Consider the following 13,433-nt stretch of genomic DNA (forward strand, 5'->3'; position numbering starts at 1 on the left):
AGACGGTGTTCCATTCTCCAAACAGCTCCGGCAGATCGCGCCAAGGCGAGCCGGTGCGCACGATCCACAGCACCGCCTCGATGAACATACGATTGTCCCGGCCCGAAGAGCCGCGCGTCCGCTCGTCGCCGATGATGTGCGGCGCTATCCGCGCCCACTGCTCATCCCCAAGCACCAGTCGATCAAGAACACCCATCGCTGCCTCATCAAAGGCAGCTTTGAATCACAGATCATTCAGCCCGGGAACCCCAAGAGTCCACACTACCTAGAGCAGCCCACCGATTGTCCTGCGGCACCTCCTGCGGCGAGGTCCATATCGCGCGCCGGCGACGCTTGGCCTTGCATTTTCGAGGCCGGTACGAATGCTGCGAGCGCTTGACCGGCGGGCATGTCATGCCCGTCCCGATTTCCCTGGAGGCTTCCTGATGCAGCGCGCTGTGGTGCGGATCGCGGTTCTGCTGGCCCTATTTCTCGCGCTCGTCGCCGGGCCGGCTGGCTACGCGGCGCCGGCCACCGACCCTGCGGTGCTGACCGCGCGCGAGAGAATGGAGGCCAACCGCTCGGCGCTGGACAGCCTTGACGGAGCCCTCGGGGTGGAGGGCCTCAGGGCACCGGACCTCGACGCTCTCAGGGTCCGGCTCGACCCGGTGCGCCGCGAGATCCAGACCCGCTCCGAACAGCTCGCCCCCCGCGCCTCGGAGCTGAAGGTGCGCCTGGATGAGCTTGGCGCCGCCCCCGCCGCCGGCGCCGCGCCCGAGGACGCCAACGTGACCGCCGACCGCGAGCGCCTGCAATTGCTCGCCACCGACGTGGAGGGGCTGGTCAAGCAGAACCGCGCGCTCGCGGTCCGGGCCGACCAGCTCTCGGACCGCATCAGCACCCGCCGGCGCGAACTGTTCACCGGCCAGCTGTTCGAGCGCTCCATCAGCATCGTCGACCCGAGCCTCTGGGCCACCGGCTTCGCCGCGCTGCAGACCGGCTTCCGCAGCATGACGCTGCTGGTCGGCGATTCCTTCGGCTATGCGCGCCAGCGCCAGGACGTGCTGACGCTGATCGCCCTCGCCTTCGGCGTCGTCGTCATCGCCAGCGCCATTGTCTTCCTCGGCCGCATGCTGCGGCGGCGCCTCTCCTGCGACCCGCCCGCCGATGGCGAGGCACTGCCACGGCTGCGAACCGTGCGCGAGGCCATCAAGATCGCAGTGTTCGACAGCCTCGTCGGCCCGCTGGCAGCGGTGGCGGCGGTCAATTTCATGACCGGCTTCGACATCGTGCCGCCGCGCGCGGAAGAAATCCTGCACGGCATGGTGGTGGCCATCTTCATCAATGCGGTCGGCCGTGCCATTGCCCGCGCCCTGCTGGCGCCGAACCAGCCCTGGCGGCGCATCCCGCCCTTCTCGGACGCCACCGCGGCGGTAATCTTCCGGTATTTTTCGTGGTCGGTGACGGTGCTGGCCGTCGGATCGTTCGTCAACGCGCTCAATCGCGCGCTGTTCACTCCGGTCGCGCTCACCGTGCTCGCGTCCGGCATCATGGTGCTGTTCATCTGCGTCTTCACCGGCCTGATGGTGGTGGGCATCGCCCGCATCGCCGAGGAAGACGAGGCGCGCGCCACCGCTCTGGCCGAAAGCGGCTCGGACGCCGGCGTCTCCTACATGGAAAGCACCGGCGTGCCCTGGCTGCGCACCGTGCTGTGGCTGCTCATCGCGGTGCTCGTCGGCGCGCTGATCGCCGGCTATGTCAGCTTCGCCGCCTTCCTCGGCGCACGCATGCTGGTGGCCGCCGCCGTACTGGGCGCGCTGTTCATCCTCTACAGCCTGATCGACGCCTTCTTCAACGAGGGCATGTCGGCCGAGACCCACCGCGCCCGCCTGCTCTCCAAGACGCTCGGGCTGCGGCCCAAGAGCCTGGAGGTGATCGCCACCCTGGTCTCCGGCCTGCTGAAGCTGTTCCTGTTCGTCATCGCCGTGCTGCTGATGGCGGGGAGTTGGGGCACTTCGTCGGCGGACATCATGGAGACGCTGGATCGCGTCACCTTCGGCGTCCATATCGGCAGCACCACCATCACCCTGTGGAACGTGCTCTATGCGGTGACGCTCCTGATCGTCGGCATCCTGCTGGCGCGCGGACTACAGAAATGGGTGGCCAGCAAGCTCCTGCCCGGCACCGGGCTGGAGGTGAGCCTGCAATCGTCCATCTCCACCATCGTCGGTTATGTCGGCATCATCATCGCCATCATGATCGCCATGGGGCAGATCGGCCTCAACCTCGAGAACATCGCCTTGGTGGCCGGTGCGCTCTCGGTCGGTATCGGTTTCGGCCTCCAGGCCATCATCTCCAACTTCGTCTCCGGCCTGATCCTGCTCACCGAGCGCCCCATCCGGGTCGGCGACACCATCAATGTGAAGGGCGAGGAAGGCTACGTGCGGCGCATCAGCGTGCGCTCCACGGAGATCGAGACCTTCGAGCGGGCGACGGTCATCGTCCCCAATTCCGACCTCATCACCGGCATGGTGAAGAACTGGACGCACTCCAACACCACGGGACGCGTCATCGTGGCGATCAACATCGCCTATGACGCCGATGTGGAGGAGGTGCGCGACATCCTGGTGGCCTGCGCCTGCGATCACCCGCAGGTGCTCCAGTCGCCGCCGCCGCGCGTGTTCATCACCAAGTTCGCCGACACCGGCATCGTATTCGAGCTGCGCTGCGTGGTGGCGAACGTGGACTATTCACTCACGGTGAAGAGCGACCTGCACTTCTCCATCCTGCGGCGGTTCCGCAAGGGTGGCATCGCCATGGCCAGCCAGCCGTGGGCGGCGCTCGGCCGCGCGCCGGCCGACCTCGTGCCGCCGCCGCCCGCCGTTCCGGACCCCGCCCCCCTCCCGCCGGAGGCGGAAGCGACCCCGCCGCGCAAGGGCGACGGCTCCATCAGCGCGTCCACCGGATGATCCAGACGGAATGCCAACGGTGTCCAAGCACCGCTTGCCGCTAACCCTTCCTCAACCATCCTGGGCGCAGAACAGCCGCATGAGCGATCTCGGTTCTTCCTTCTCCGCGAGCGGCAACGCTCTCGTCCCGGCGCGCGGGGGCCTCGCCCGCCGCGCTTTGCCCCTTGCAATGCTGGCGGCCCTGGCGCTCGCCGGCTGCGGCACCACCGAGATCGAAACACCCAAGCAGCCGCCCTTCTACGAAAACCTCGCCAAGAGCGGACAGCCGGTGAATGCGGAGGCAGCCGCCTCCATCATCTCCGACTATCGCATGACCAAGGGCCTCAACGCCGTCACCATCGATCCCGCGCTGAACAAGGTGGCGCAGGATCAGGCCGACGCTATGGCACGGGCGGACACGCTCTCGCACGAGGTGGGCGGACGCACCTTCGTCCAGCGCATGAACGCCTCCGGCTACGGCCCGAAGGTGGCGGTGGAGAATGTGGGCGCCGGCTACCACACGCTGGCGGAAGCCTTCTCCGGCTGGCGTGACAGCCCGCCGCACAACAAGAACATGCTGGCGAGCGGCGTGACCCGCATGGGCATCGCCACGGCCTTCAATCCCAAGTCCAAGTACAAGGTCTATTGGGCCCTGGTGTTGGCGACACCGGACGACAAGGGCCGCTGACCCGCACCGGGTTACGGAGCGGGTCGATACCGCACTGCGGCATTTTTTTCGCATCTGCACTGGCGCTCCCGATGCTCAAGGTTTAAGCAGAGGGGATGCTCGCAAACCTTGGCGAATTCGACCGGGCGCGCGCCGCGTTCCAGTGGCGCATTCCCGCCCGCTACAACATGGCGACCCACGCGTGCGACGTCTGGGCCGCGCGCGATCCGTCCCGCCCCGCCCTCTATGTGCCCGAGGGCTCCGGCTTTACGCCGGTGAGCTACGGCCATCTTTCGGACGCCTCGAACCGTTTCGCCCACGCCTTGGCGGCCCATGGCATCGGCCGTGGTGACCGGGTGGCGATCCTGCTGCCGCAGGGCGTCGAGGTCCTCGTCACTCATCTCGCGGTCTACAAGCTCGGCGCCATCGCCGTGCCGCTCGCCTCCGCCTTCGGCGTCGAGGCGCTGAGCTATCGCCTGGAGGATTCCGGCGCCAAGGCCCTGGTGGCGGACGCCGCCGGCATCGCCAAGCTCGCGACCCGGCCCGAAAGCCTCGGCCTGATCGTCTCCTGCGACGGCGCCGACACCGGCATCGCGGATTTTTCCGACATGGTGGCGCGCGGCAGTTCAGCCTCCGCGACGGTGGAGAGCGGCCCGGACGATCCGGCGCTGATGATCTACACCTCCGGCACCACCGGGCCCGCCAAGGGTGCGCTGCATGGCCACCGGGTGCTGCTCGGCCACGTGGCCGGGCTTGAATTCACCCATGACGCCATGCCCAGGCCCGGCGACCGCATGTGGACCCCGTCCGACTGGGCCTGGGCCGGCGGCCTTCTTAACACCCTTCTGTCCTCGCTGGCGCTCGGCGTGCCGGTGGTGGTGCAGCCGCCCGGCCGGTTCGACCCCGAGGCCGCCTTCCGCCTGCTGGCGACGGCGGGCGTGCGCAATGTCTTCATTCCCCCCACCGCGCTGAAGATGATGCGCGGCATCGCCGATCCGCGCGGCCGCTTCGGCTTCGATTTGCGCACCGTCGGCACGGCGGGCGAGGCGCTGGGGGCGGAGACGTTCGAATGGGGCCGGCAGGCGCTGGGCGTCGCGGTCAACGAATTCTACGGCCAGACGGAATGCAATTACGTCATCGGCTCCAATGCAGGCCTGGGCGTCGCCCGCGCCGGCGCCACCGGCAAGCCGCTGCCCGGCCATGAGGTCCGCATCATCCGCGAGGACGGCACGGCCTGCGGCATCGGCGAAATGGGCCAGATCGCCATCCGCGCGCCCGACCCGGTCATGTTTCTGCGCTACTGGAACCGCCCGGAGGACACCGCCCGCAAGTTCCTGGGCGACCTGATGCTCACCGGCGACCTCGCCCGGCTGGATGCGGACGGCTACGTGCATTTCCAGGGCCGCGACGACGACGTCATCACCTCGTCGGGCTATCGCATCGGCCCGAGCGAGATCGAGGACTGCCTGCTGCGCCATCCCGCCGTGCAGATCGCCGCCGTGGTGGGCAAGCCGGACCCGGTGCGCACGGAAATCGTCAAGGCGGTGCTGGTGCTGCGCAACGGCGTGAAGGCGGGGCCGGAACTGGTGGCGGACATCCAGGCCTTCGTGCGCACGCGCCTCGCGGCCTACGAATATCCCCGCGAGATCGTGTTCGTTGACGAGCTCCCGCTGACCACCACCGGCAAGGTGATCCGCCGGCTGCTGCGGGATTGAGCCTGAAGCTGCCCGGCGCGCCTCAGGCGCGCAGCGGCGCCGGCTGCCAGACCGGCATGCGGGCGATGATCACCTTGTAGGGGCCGAGGAAGACCAGGATCATCGCCAGCTTCACGCCGTAATCGCACAGCGCCCACGAGGTCCAGGGCAGGCCCGTGCCGGCGAAGGCGAGCGAGAAGAAGACCACCGTATCGAGCGCGCTGGAGATGAGGCCCGCCATGGCCGGCGGCATCCACCAGGCGCGGCGGCGCAGGCGGTTGAACACCGCGGCGTCGAGCAACTGGGCGGTCAGGAAGGCGGCGCCGGAGGCCAGGGCGATGCGCGGCGTGGCGAACAGCACCGAGAGCAGCACGGCGAGCGCGAAACCCACATAGATCACCCGCCGCGTCCGGACGAGGCCGAGGCGCCGGTTGGTCAGGTCGTTGACCAGGAAGGTCACCGGATAGGTGAAGGCGCCATAGGTGAGGTAATCCTCCAGGCCGAAGGGCGTGAAGGGGAACTGCACCAGGACATTGGCGGTGAGCACCGCCGCGCACATGGCAAAAACCGCGAGCGCGAACGCCCGCGGTTCAGAAGTCATCGCGCTTTGCAACAGACGCACAGCCTCAGGCGGCCGCAGCGGCCTCGGCCTTCGCCTTGGTGATCTGGCGCTTCAGCTCCAGCACGCGGGGCGCCAGCTCTTCGTCGCGGGCCTTCGCCAGGAAGGCGTCGAGGCCACCGCGATGATCCACCGACTTCAGCGCATGGGCGCTGACGCGCACGCGGATCGAGCGCTGGAGAATGTCGCTCTGAAGCGTGACATTGCAGAGGTTCGGCAGGAACCGGCGCTTGGTCTTGCGGTTCGAGTGGCTCACGAGGTTGCCGCTCAGAACCGCCTTGCCGGTCAGGTCGCACCGCCGGGACATGGCAGAAGTCCTTTTATTAGGTTCGTTGACGCGGCGTCGGCCCGGTCGCTAAGTGCGACCTGTCAGCTTCACCCCGCAGGATCAGGAAGGCGCTCGTATAAGCGCAGGCCGCAGCGCCGTCAAGGCACGCTAGCTCCCGCGCGCGGTTCCGAGAAAGCCCAGCACCACCTGCCGCCGGTGCGGCCGGTCGCGGTGCTCGACCAAATAGAGGCCCTGCCAGGTGCCCAGGCGCGCCCCGCCGTCGGCCACCGGGATCGCGAGGGCGGTGTCGCTGAGCAGCGTGCGGACGTGGGCCGGCATGTCGTCCGGCCCCTCGGTGTCGTGCACCCAGCCGCGATCGCGTGGTGCAAGGTCGTCCAGCGCGGTCAGCAGGTCGCGCTGCACGTCGGGGTCGGCATTCTCCTGGATGGTGAGCGAGGCGGACGTGTGCCGGCAGAACACCGTCAGCAGCCCCTGCTCCGCGCCGATCTCCGCGAGAAAGGCCGCCGCCTCGCGGGTGAGGTCGGTGAAGCCCTGGCCGCGGGTCTCCACCTCCAGCAGGCTCTGCGCCTGGATCTCCAGCGGGACGCGGACGGCGGGGCTGCGTTTCACTGGCTTCCTCCTTTTTGCGATGGGGCGGGCAGAGGTCTGCCGCTGCGGGAACTTGCATGCGGAGGCCGGGCGGCCCACCTTCCGGCGCGCCGACCCCTCGCCGCGCGCCGGCCTCAAGGGAGCCCGATGTCCGTCCTCTCCATCGACCCGCATCTGTTCACGGACGCCGCCGTGGCGCCGGACACGAAACTGGTGAACGCCGCCATCGTCAAGGCGTTGTCGAGGGCTCCCGACCTCGGCCTCGTGCCCTGGGCGGTGGTGCGCCAGGCGCGCCTCTCAGGCAAGGGCACCTTCCCGCTGCCGCCGGAAAGCCCGCGCGCGCGGGCCGAGAGCATCGAGGGGCCACGCGGCCCCGTCCCCGTGCGCATCTATCTGCCCGACACCGTGCCCACGGGGGTCTATCTGCATTTCCACGGCGGCGGCTGGACCATCGGCTCGGCGCGGGAGGAGGACGGGCTGAACGACGCCATCGCCCGCGCCGGCCTCGCGGTGGTCTCGGTGGACTATGCCCTCGCCCCGGAAACGCCTTATCCGGCCGCGCCGGACGATTGCGAGGCGGCGGCGCTCTGGCTGGTGCGCGAGGGGCCGTCGCTGTTCGGCACCGAGCGCTTCCTCATCGGCGGCGAATCCGCCGGCGCCCATCTCGCCGTCACCACGCTGCTGCGGCTGCGCGACAGGCATGGGCTGCGGCCGTTCGCGGCCGCCAGTCTCCACGCCGGCTGCTACGACCTACGCCTCACGCCCAGCGCGCGCAACTGGGGCGAGGAGCGGCTGGTGCTGAACACAGCGGACATCGAACGTTTCGTGCGCAACTATCTGCGGCTCGACGGCGAGCGCGAGCACCCCGACATCTCGCCGCTTCTGGCCGACCTGCGCGGCCTGCCGAAAGCGCAGTTCCTGGTGGGCACGCGCGATCCGCTGGTAGACGACACCCTGTTCATGGCCAATCGCTGGCTGGCGAGCGGCAACGCCGCCACCCTGGAGGCGTTCCCCGGCGGCTGCCATGTCTTCACCGGCTTCATCGGCACGCTGGCCGACGCCGGCCGGGCGCGGATCCTGGAGTTCCTGCGCGCCGCATGAGGCCGCAAGGTCAGGGCGCCGTGCCGTCCACGAAGGCGCGCAGGCGCTGGTAGAGGCGCGTGGCGTAGGAATAGGCCGCATCGAGATCGGACTGGGACGGCAGCGGGACGCTCAGCGTGTTGCCATAGGCCTTGGCCGGGCCGCGCCCGTCGAGCTGGGCCTGGAGACGGGCGATCTCCGCCTCATAGGCATCCCGGCTGTCCGGCACGGCGACGCAGGCAAAGCCGCCGGAGCCCTTGCTGCAGAAGGACACCATGCCGGTCTGGGTATCGAGCTTGAGCGCCCCACCGTCCACCGGCGCGAAGCTGAAGCGCCCGCGTGCCTCGGAGGACGGAGCCGCATCGACGGGAGGGGCGGCAGGCGCGGGCGCGGCCGGAGGTTGCTGCGCCGAAGCGAGCGCCGGGACCATCATCAGCCCGAGAACTAGACCTATCCGCCGCATCTGCGCTTCCTCGTCATCGCACGGGAGGCGCCCGGCGGGTGCCGCCGAGCATTCTGATCCCAGGCATCCTCATCCAACGTCAAGCTGGCAGGCGAAGGGGGCGGAACCGGGGCGCGGCCGCCCCCGCGCCGTCAGGGCCGGAACGGCGGGCGGCCGGAGGCGAGTGCGTCATCCAGCAGGTCCAGCCGATCCTGGCCCCAGAACACCTCACCGTCGAGCACATAGGACGGCGCGCCGAACACGTCGCTGCTGATGGCCAGTTCGCGATTGGCCTGGTAGGCGGCGCGGATTTCGTCCGTCTCGGCGCGCGCCAGCAGCGCGGCGCCCGGCAGGCCCGCGTCATCGGCCAGGACGGCAAGCACCGCCGGCTCGGCGAGATTCTCCTGGCGCTGCCACACGCCCGAGAACAGGCGCCGCACCAGAACATCGACATCGGCTCCGTCGGCCAAAGCGGCAAGCACGACACGGTCGGCGAGGCTGCCGTTGAACGGCCAGTGCTGCGGCTGGATGTGGAAATCAAGGCCGAGCTTCAACCGCCAGCGCTGGAGCTCGACGAGGCGCATCCGCTGGCGCTGCGGGGCGCGCTTGGCGAGCGGCAGCCCGCCGGTTTCCGCGAACACGGGGCCGAGCTCGACAGGATGGAAATCGACCTGCGCGCCATGACGCTGGGCCAGATCCATGAGACGGGCGTGGCCGAGAAAGCTCCAGGGACTGACGATGGAGAAGAAGTAGGCGATGCGGCGGCTCATCGGGTGGGTCCTCCCAGGGGCCTCCCCTTTAGCAGAGTCGCACGGGCCGGACAGCGGCTCAGGCACGGTTGCACGCACCGGAACTGTATAATATAATTTCCATTGACTTTATATTATTGAATGCGATTGTGTTCGACATGGATGACGGTTCGTTCGATTTGCCGAACGTACCCTCCTGTAGGTCCTCCCTGAAGGTCGACTTGGCGCGGGTCTGCATGACCCGCGCCTTTTTCTTTTCGTCCTTGCGCGCGAGCGCCGGCCTCGGCACGGTGCGCTCATGCTCCCGCTTGCGTTCCCTCAAGGCGCCGGGGCGCGCAGACATATGAAATGGCACGGTTTTATCCCGAGCTCTGCCGGAGGGCGCGATCCCCGAGGGAGCGACAGGAGAGACCCTAGGCTATTTGGAGGTCCGGTGACATGGCCGCACACACCCGCAAGGAACTCCAGGCCCTCCAGGCCGAATTGACCGCCACGGCGGCGCCGGCCGATGCGGACGGCAAGCCCCGTGCCCCTCGCCGGCGAACGGCCAAGGCCACGGCGCCCCATGAGGCCGCCGCGGAAGCCGTCCCTCCACCGCCGGATGCCGAGCCTGGTCCCGAAGCGGCGGATCCGGAGCCCAGCCTGTCGCAATTGCAGGCGCTCGTGCGGGATCTGCAGGAGGCGGTGCATCAGGCCACCGAGAGTGCCGAGGACGCCGTCACCGCCCATCCCGCCGCCGCCCTCGCCTCGGCCTTCATGCTGGGGGTCCTGGTGGGCCGGGCCTGGCGCTGATCGCACCAACCATCATCCGGGGACACCGCCATGACGTTCGACTCCATCGCCCGGAACCTGCGGGTCCTGTGGCGCGCCAATTCCATCATCGCCGACATCCGCCTGCGGGCGCTCACCGCCCGCGCCGGCCTCTACGGGCTCGCTGCGCTGGTCGCCGGCTTCGGCCTGCTCATGCTGGACGCCGCGCTCTATCTGGCGCTGGCGGACGTCTGGGGCCCGGTGCGTGCCGCCGCCGCCACCGGCGGGCTGAACATCCTGCTGGCGCTCATCCTGCTGTTCATCGGCTCGCGGGTGAAGCCGGGGCGGGACCTTGAGCTCGCGCAGGAAATCCACCAGTCGGCCATGGATGCGCTCGCCGTCGATCTGCGCAGCGCCGAGGCGGAAATCGCCGGCCTCGTCAACGCCGTGCGCCATCCCCTCGATTCGGCGCTCCCGGCCCTCGCCATCCCGCTGATCACCAGCCTCATCAAGGGCCTGCGCCGGAACGACAAGAGCTAGAGCGCGATCCGATCAGATTGAACCAATCTGATCGGCGAATCGCCCTCTGACGCTTTGATAGAGCACGTTCCGTTCAAATGGCGATGCCATTTGAACGGAACGTGCTCTGGCGAGCGTGAGGGCTGCCTACGCCTTGCGCACCCAGCGGCCGTTCTCGTCCTGCTGCCAGTAGGTCAGATCATGGCCCGCCGCCTTGGCCTCGCGCCAACGCTCGCGGGCGGCAGCCACCATCGCGTCGTCACGCCCGTCGAACATGTGCACCACCCGCACATAAGGGCTGGCGTCGGGAACGCTGGTCCCGTCCACCTGGAAGCGGACGCTGGCGCCGTTGGGATTATCGTCGGAGACGGTGAGCAGCACCGGCTGGCGCTCCGGGCGCGGCTGGGCGTCGGTGCCGTGCGGCAGGAAGGCGGCGTCGTTATAGGTCCACAAATGGGCGTCGAGGGCATCGCGCCGCTCGGGCGAGCCCACCTGCACCACGCACCGCCAGCCCCGCTCCAGCGACTTCTCCAGCAGCAGGGGCAGCGCGTCCTCCAGCGGACGACGCTCCAGATGGTAGAAGAGCACTTCGGTCATGCCGCCCTCTTCTGGCCCGGAAATGCCGGGCGGGGAGGCCCCTCCCCGCCCGCGCGGATCTCACTTCTCGTAATTATCGCGCACCAGTTGGTCGAGCAGGCGCACGCCCCAGCCGGCGCCCCAGCTCTTGTTGATGTCGCTGGCGGGCGAGGCCATGGCCGTGCCGGCGATGTCCAGATGCGCCCACGGGGTCTTGTCCACGTAGCGCTGGAGGAATTGCGCCGCGGTGATGGAGCCGCCATTGCGCCCTCCGGTGTTCTTCATGTCGGCGAACTTGCTGTCGATCAGCTTGTCGTATTCCGCGCCGAGCGGCATGCGCCACACCTTCTCGCCCGTCGCCTGGCCGGCGGCGGAGAGCTGGGTGCTCAGCGTGTCGTCATTGGAGAACAGGCCGGCATATTCGGTGCCGAGCGCCACGATGATGGCGCCGGTCAGGGTGGCGAGGTCCACCATGAACTTCGGCTTGAAGCGGTCCTTGGCGTACCAGAGCACGTCCGCCAGCACGAGGCGGCCTTCCGCGTCGGTATTGATGATCTCGATGGTCTGGCCGGACAGCGAGGTGACGATGTCGCCGGGCCGCTGGGCGGCGCCATCGGGCATGTTCTCGACGATGCCGATGAGGCCCACCGCATTCACCTTCGCCTTGCGGGCTGCGAGCGCATGCATGAGGCCGGTGACACAGGCGGCCCCGCCCATGTCGCCCTTCATGTCCTCCATGCCGGCGGCGGGCTTGATGGAGATGCCGCCGCTATCGAACGTCACGCCCTTGCCGATGAAGGCGACCGGCGCATCGCCCGGCTTGCCGCCGTTCCAGCGCATCACCACCACGCGGCTCTCCTTGATGGAGCCCTGGGCGACGCCCAGCAGCGCGCGCATGCCGATGCGGGAAAGCGCCGCATCGTCCAGCACCTCCACGTCCACGCCGACGGCCGTGAGCGCCTCGGCGCGGCGGGCGAATTCCGGCGGGTCGAGCACGTTGGACGGCTCATTGACGAGGTCGCGCGCCAGCAGCACGCCCTCGCCCACCGGCGCCCGTTCCGCCCAGGCCCGCTTGGCGGCGGGCTCGTCCGCCACGGCGAGCGTGAGGGTGAGCGCCACCGGGTCGGTGTCGCCTTCCTTCTTGCGGGTCTTGTAGCGGTCGAACGAATAGGAGCGCAGGCGCGCGCCCAGCGCGATCTCCGCCGCCGCCTCGGCGGCGACCTTCGCGCCCGGCAAGTCGGCGACCAGCACCGCCGCCGGGGTCCCGGCCGGGAGCTTGCCGGCGGCGATGCCGCCGAGCCGCAGGAAATCGCTCGGCTTCAGCTCCGCCGCCTTGCCCACGCCCAGGACGACCAGGCGCGTGACGCCCAGCCCTTCCGGCGCGACCAGGTCCAGCGCACCGCCGAGCTTGCCCTTGAAGCGGTCCGCCTCGATGGCGCGGGACAGGCGCGCGAGCACCGGCTTCAGCAGCTTCTGGGCCTCGCGGCCGAACGTCAGCGTCTCGTCGGTCAGCACAAGAAGGACGCCGCTCGGCGCCGCACCGTGTTTGGCAAACGCAATCGTCACGGGCTCGGACATGGGGCACTCCAGAACAGGAAGGAACGAGGCGGCCGGATGGCCGATCCTTCAGAAACCGATAACCCTGTCTAAAACGCCGTCCCGCCCGATGGAAGCAAGAGCGCGGTCACATGTGCCGAATTTGCCCGCCGGGGCAGCCAAGCCTCAGGCCGGGGCCCGGAAGTCCTGCACCGAGGCGGTCGGGAAGTCGTAGAACTTGCCCGTCTCCATGAAGTCCGTGCGGCACAGCGCGACAAGGGCGGCGGCGGCCTCCTCCGGCGAGGGCAGGGTCATGGGATCCTCGCCAGGGAAAGCCTTGGCCCGCATCAGCGTGCGGATGGGGCCGGGATTGAACAGATTGACCTTCATCGCCGTGGTGACGGTCTCCGCCGCCCAGGTCCGGCCCATGGCGTCGAGACCCGCCTTGGTGATGGCATAGGGCCCCCAATAGGCCCGCCCCTTGTGGGCCGCGCCCGAGGACACCAGCACCGCGCGACCGGCGGTCGCCATGCGCAGCAGCGGGTCGAGGAAGCGGATGAAGCGGAAGTTGGCGGTGAGGTTGATGTTCACCGCCTTGTCCCAGTCCTTCAGCTCCACATCCCGCAGCGGGGTCAGGGGACCGAGAAAGCCGGCATTGCCCACGAACACGTCGAGCCGCCCGTAGCGCTCGTACAGCGCCCCGCCGAGCCGGTCGATGGCGTCATAATCGGTGACGTCCATGGGCACGAGGGTCGCGCTGCCGCCGGCCGCCTGGATCTTGTCGTCCAGCTCCTCCAGCGCGCCCTCGGTGCGGCCGAGGGCGACCACATGGGCACCGCCCGCCGCCAGGGCCACGGCCACCGCCGCGCCGATGCCTCGGGTAGCGCCGGTGACGACGGCGATCTTATCGGCGAACGGCCGTTCACTCATGGGATGGGTCTCGCGGCTGAAGGATCACGCAAAAGGGCGCGAACGGGCTCTTACCCCGTCCGCGCCC

The 13,433-nt window shown here is 69.1% G+C and carries 15 protein-coding genes; 6 read left to right on the forward strand and 9 right to left on the reverse strand.

All coding sequences use genetic code 11. The features are described from left to right. On the reverse strand, positions 1-196 hold a 196-nt coding region (locus tag YU1_RS28245; protein ID WP_035714271.1), incomplete at its 3' end, for a transposase. 229 nt (positions 197-425) lie between these two features. On the opposite strand from YU1_RS28245, the gene YU1_RS28250 reads away from it, so the two are divergent. From YU1_RS28250 to YU1_RS0106325, 3 genes are all read left to right on the forward strand, one after another. Continuing rightward, a complete protein-coding gene (locus YU1_RS28250; protein ID WP_051356565.1) occupies positions 426-2,948 on the forward strand; it encodes a DUF3772 domain-containing protein in 2,523 nt (840 codons plus the stop codon). 79 nt (positions 2,949-3,027) lie between these two features. After that, complete coding sequence (locus YU1_RS0106320) at positions 3,028-3,615, forward strand: CAP domain-containing protein (protein ID WP_245263246.1); 588 nt, start codon at positions 3,028-3,030, stop codon at positions 3,613-3,615. A gap of 95 nt (positions 3,616-3,710) precedes the next feature. Then, entirely contained in the window at positions 3,711-5,309 is a 1,599-nt protein-coding gene (locus YU1_RS0106325) for an AMP-binding protein (protein WP_029003348.1), read from the forward strand. Positions 5,310-5,331: 22 nt separating this feature from the next. Here the strand turns inward: YU1_RS0106325 and YU1_RS0106330 are convergent, their stop codons facing one another. The 3 genes from YU1_RS0106330 to YU1_RS0106340 form a co-directional block, all read right to left on the reverse strand. Continuing rightward, complete coding sequence (locus tag YU1_RS0106330) at positions 5,332-5,889, reverse strand: queuosine precursor transporter (RefSeq protein ID WP_029003349.1); 558 nt, start codon at positions 5,887-5,889, stop codon at positions 5,332-5,334. Positions 5,890-5,914: 25 nt separating this feature from the next. Next, entirely contained in the window at positions 5,915-6,214 is a 300-nt protein-coding gene (rpmB, locus tag YU1_RS0106335; protein WP_029003350.1) for a 50S ribosomal protein L28, read from the reverse strand. Between the two features lie 129 nt (positions 6,215-6,343). After that, on the reverse strand, positions 6,344-6,805 hold the full coding sequence (locus YU1_RS0106340; protein WP_035714206.1) for a secondary thiamine-phosphate synthase enzyme YjbQ: 462 nt from the start codon (positions 6,803-6,805) through the stop codon (positions 6,344-6,346). Between the two features lie 126 nt (positions 6,806-6,931). Here YU1_RS0106340 and YU1_RS0106345 point away from each other — a divergent pair, with 126 nt between their 5' ends. Beyond that, the gene (locus YU1_RS0106345; RefSeq protein ID WP_029003352.1) at positions 6,932-7,885 is read left to right on the forward strand and encodes an alpha/beta hydrolase fold domain-containing protein; all 954 of its coding nucleotides are present in this window, start codon (positions 6,932-6,934) and stop codon (positions 7,883-7,885) included. A 10-nt stretch (positions 7,886-7,895) separates the two neighbouring features. On the opposite strand, the gene YU1_RS31800 is transcribed toward YU1_RS0106345, so the two are convergent. Together YU1_RS31800 and YU1_RS0106355 are read right to left on the reverse strand one after the other, a co-directional pair. After that, positions 7,896-8,327 carry a hypothetical protein gene (locus YU1_RS31800; protein ID WP_156921985.1) on the reverse strand — a complete coding sequence of 144 codons (432 nt, stop codon included), beginning with the start codon at positions 8,325-8,327 and terminating at the stop codon, positions 7,896-7,898. 131 nt (positions 8,328-8,458) lie between these two features. Beyond that, a complete protein-coding gene (locus YU1_RS0106355) occupies positions 8,459-9,076 on the reverse strand; it encodes a 2-hydroxychromene-2-carboxylate isomerase (RefSeq protein WP_029003354.1) in 618 nt (205 codons plus the stop codon). A gap of 417 nt (positions 9,077-9,493) precedes the next feature. Here YU1_RS0106355 and YU1_RS0106365 point away from each other — a divergent pair, with 417 nt between their 5' ends. Further along, positions 9,494-9,847 carry a hypothetical protein gene (locus YU1_RS0106365; RefSeq protein WP_029003356.1) on the forward strand — a complete coding sequence of 118 codons (354 nt, stop codon included), beginning with the start codon at positions 9,494-9,496 and terminating at the stop codon, positions 9,845-9,847. A gap of 30 nt (positions 9,848-9,877) precedes the next feature. Beyond that, positions 9,878-10,345, forward strand: a complete 468-nt coding sequence (locus tag YU1_RS0106370; protein ID WP_029003357.1) for a hypothetical protein — start codon at positions 9,878-9,880, stop codon at positions 10,343-10,345. 126 nt (positions 10,346-10,471) lie between these two features. Here the strand turns inward: YU1_RS0106370 and YU1_RS0106375 are convergent, their stop codons facing one another. The 3 genes from YU1_RS0106375 to YU1_RS0106385 form a co-directional block, all read right to left on the reverse strand. Beyond that, positions 10,472-10,921 carry a DNA polymerase III subunit chi gene (locus YU1_RS0106375; protein WP_029003358.1) on the reverse strand — a complete coding sequence of 150 codons (450 nt, stop codon included), beginning with the start codon at positions 10,919-10,921 and terminating at the stop codon, positions 10,472-10,474. 60 nt (positions 10,922-10,981) lie between these two features. Beyond that, positions 10,982-12,478: a leucyl aminopeptidase gene (locus tag YU1_RS0106380; protein ID WP_029003359.1), complete on the reverse strand. Its 1,497-nt coding sequence runs from the start codon at positions 12,476-12,478 to the stop codon at positions 10,982-10,984. Positions 12,479-12,622: 144 nt separating this feature from the next. Then, positions 12,623-13,366 (reverse strand): SDR family NAD(P)-dependent oxidoreductase, encoded by a 744-nt coding sequence (locus tag YU1_RS0106385; protein ID WP_029003360.1) that lies wholly within the window; start codon positions 13,364-13,366, stop codon positions 12,623-12,625. Positions 13,367-13,433 lie beyond the last annotated feature (67 nt).

The sequence above is a fragment of the Azorhizobium doebereinerae UFLA1-100 genome (assembly GCF_000473085.1).
Lineage (GTDB): Bacteria > Pseudomonadota > Alphaproteobacteria > Rhizobiales > Xanthobacteraceae > Azorhizobium > Azorhizobium doebereinerae.

What these genes read in the sequence shown, in the direction of transcription:
- YU1_RS0106320 (WP_245263246.1), top strand. Translation starts at nt 3,028, where the DNA reads ATGAGCGATCTCGGTTCTTCCTTCTCCGCGAGCGGCAACGCTCTCGTC.
- YU1_RS0106365 (WP_029003356.1), top strand. Translation starts at nt 9,494, where the DNA reads ATGGCCGCACACACCCGCAAGGAACTCCAGGCCCTCCAGGCCGAATTG.
- rpmB (WP_029003350.1), bottom strand. Translation starts at nt 6,214, where the DNA reads ATGTCCCGGCGGTGCGACCTGACCGGCAAGGCGGTTCTGAGCGGCAAC.
- YU1_RS0106325 (WP_029003348.1), top strand. Translation starts at nt 3,711, where the DNA reads ATGCTCGCAAACCTTGGCGAATTCGACCGGGCGCGCGCCGCGTTCCAG.
- YU1_RS0106355 (WP_029003354.1), bottom strand. Translation starts at nt 9,076, where the DNA reads ATGAGCCGCCGCATCGCCTACTTCTTCTCCATCGTCAGTCCCTGGAGC.
- YU1_RS28250 (WP_051356565.1), top strand. Translation starts at nt 426, where the DNA reads ATGCAGCGCGCTGTGGTGCGGATCGCGGTTCTGCTGGCCCTATTTCTC.
- YU1_RS0106385 (WP_029003360.1), bottom strand. Translation starts at nt 13,366, where the DNA reads ATGAGTGAACGGCCGTTCGCCGATAAGATCGCCGTCGTCACCGGCGCT.
- YU1_RS0106375 (WP_029003358.1), bottom strand. Translation starts at nt 10,921, where the DNA reads ATGACCGAAGTGCTCTTCTACCATCTGGAGCGTCGTCCGCTGGAGGAC.
- YU1_RS0106380 (WP_029003359.1), bottom strand. Translation starts at nt 12,478, where the DNA reads ATGTCCGAGCCCGTGACGATTGCGTTTGCCAAACACGGTGCGGCGCCG.
- YU1_RS0106370 (WP_029003357.1), top strand. Translation starts at nt 9,878, where the DNA reads ATGACGTTCGACTCCATCGCCCGGAACCTGCGGGTCCTGTGGCGCGCC.
- YU1_RS0106345 (WP_029003352.1), top strand. Translation starts at nt 6,932, where the DNA reads ATGTCCGTCCTCTCCATCGACCCGCATCTGTTCACGGACGCCGCCGTG.
- YU1_RS0106330 (WP_029003349.1), bottom strand. Translation starts at nt 5,889, where the DNA reads ATGACTTCTGAACCGCGGGCGTTCGCGCTCGCGGTTTTTGCCATGTGC.
- YU1_RS31800 (WP_156921985.1), bottom strand. Translation starts at nt 8,327, where the DNA reads ATGCGGCGGATAGGTCTAGTTCTCGGGCTGATGATGGTCCCGGCGCTC.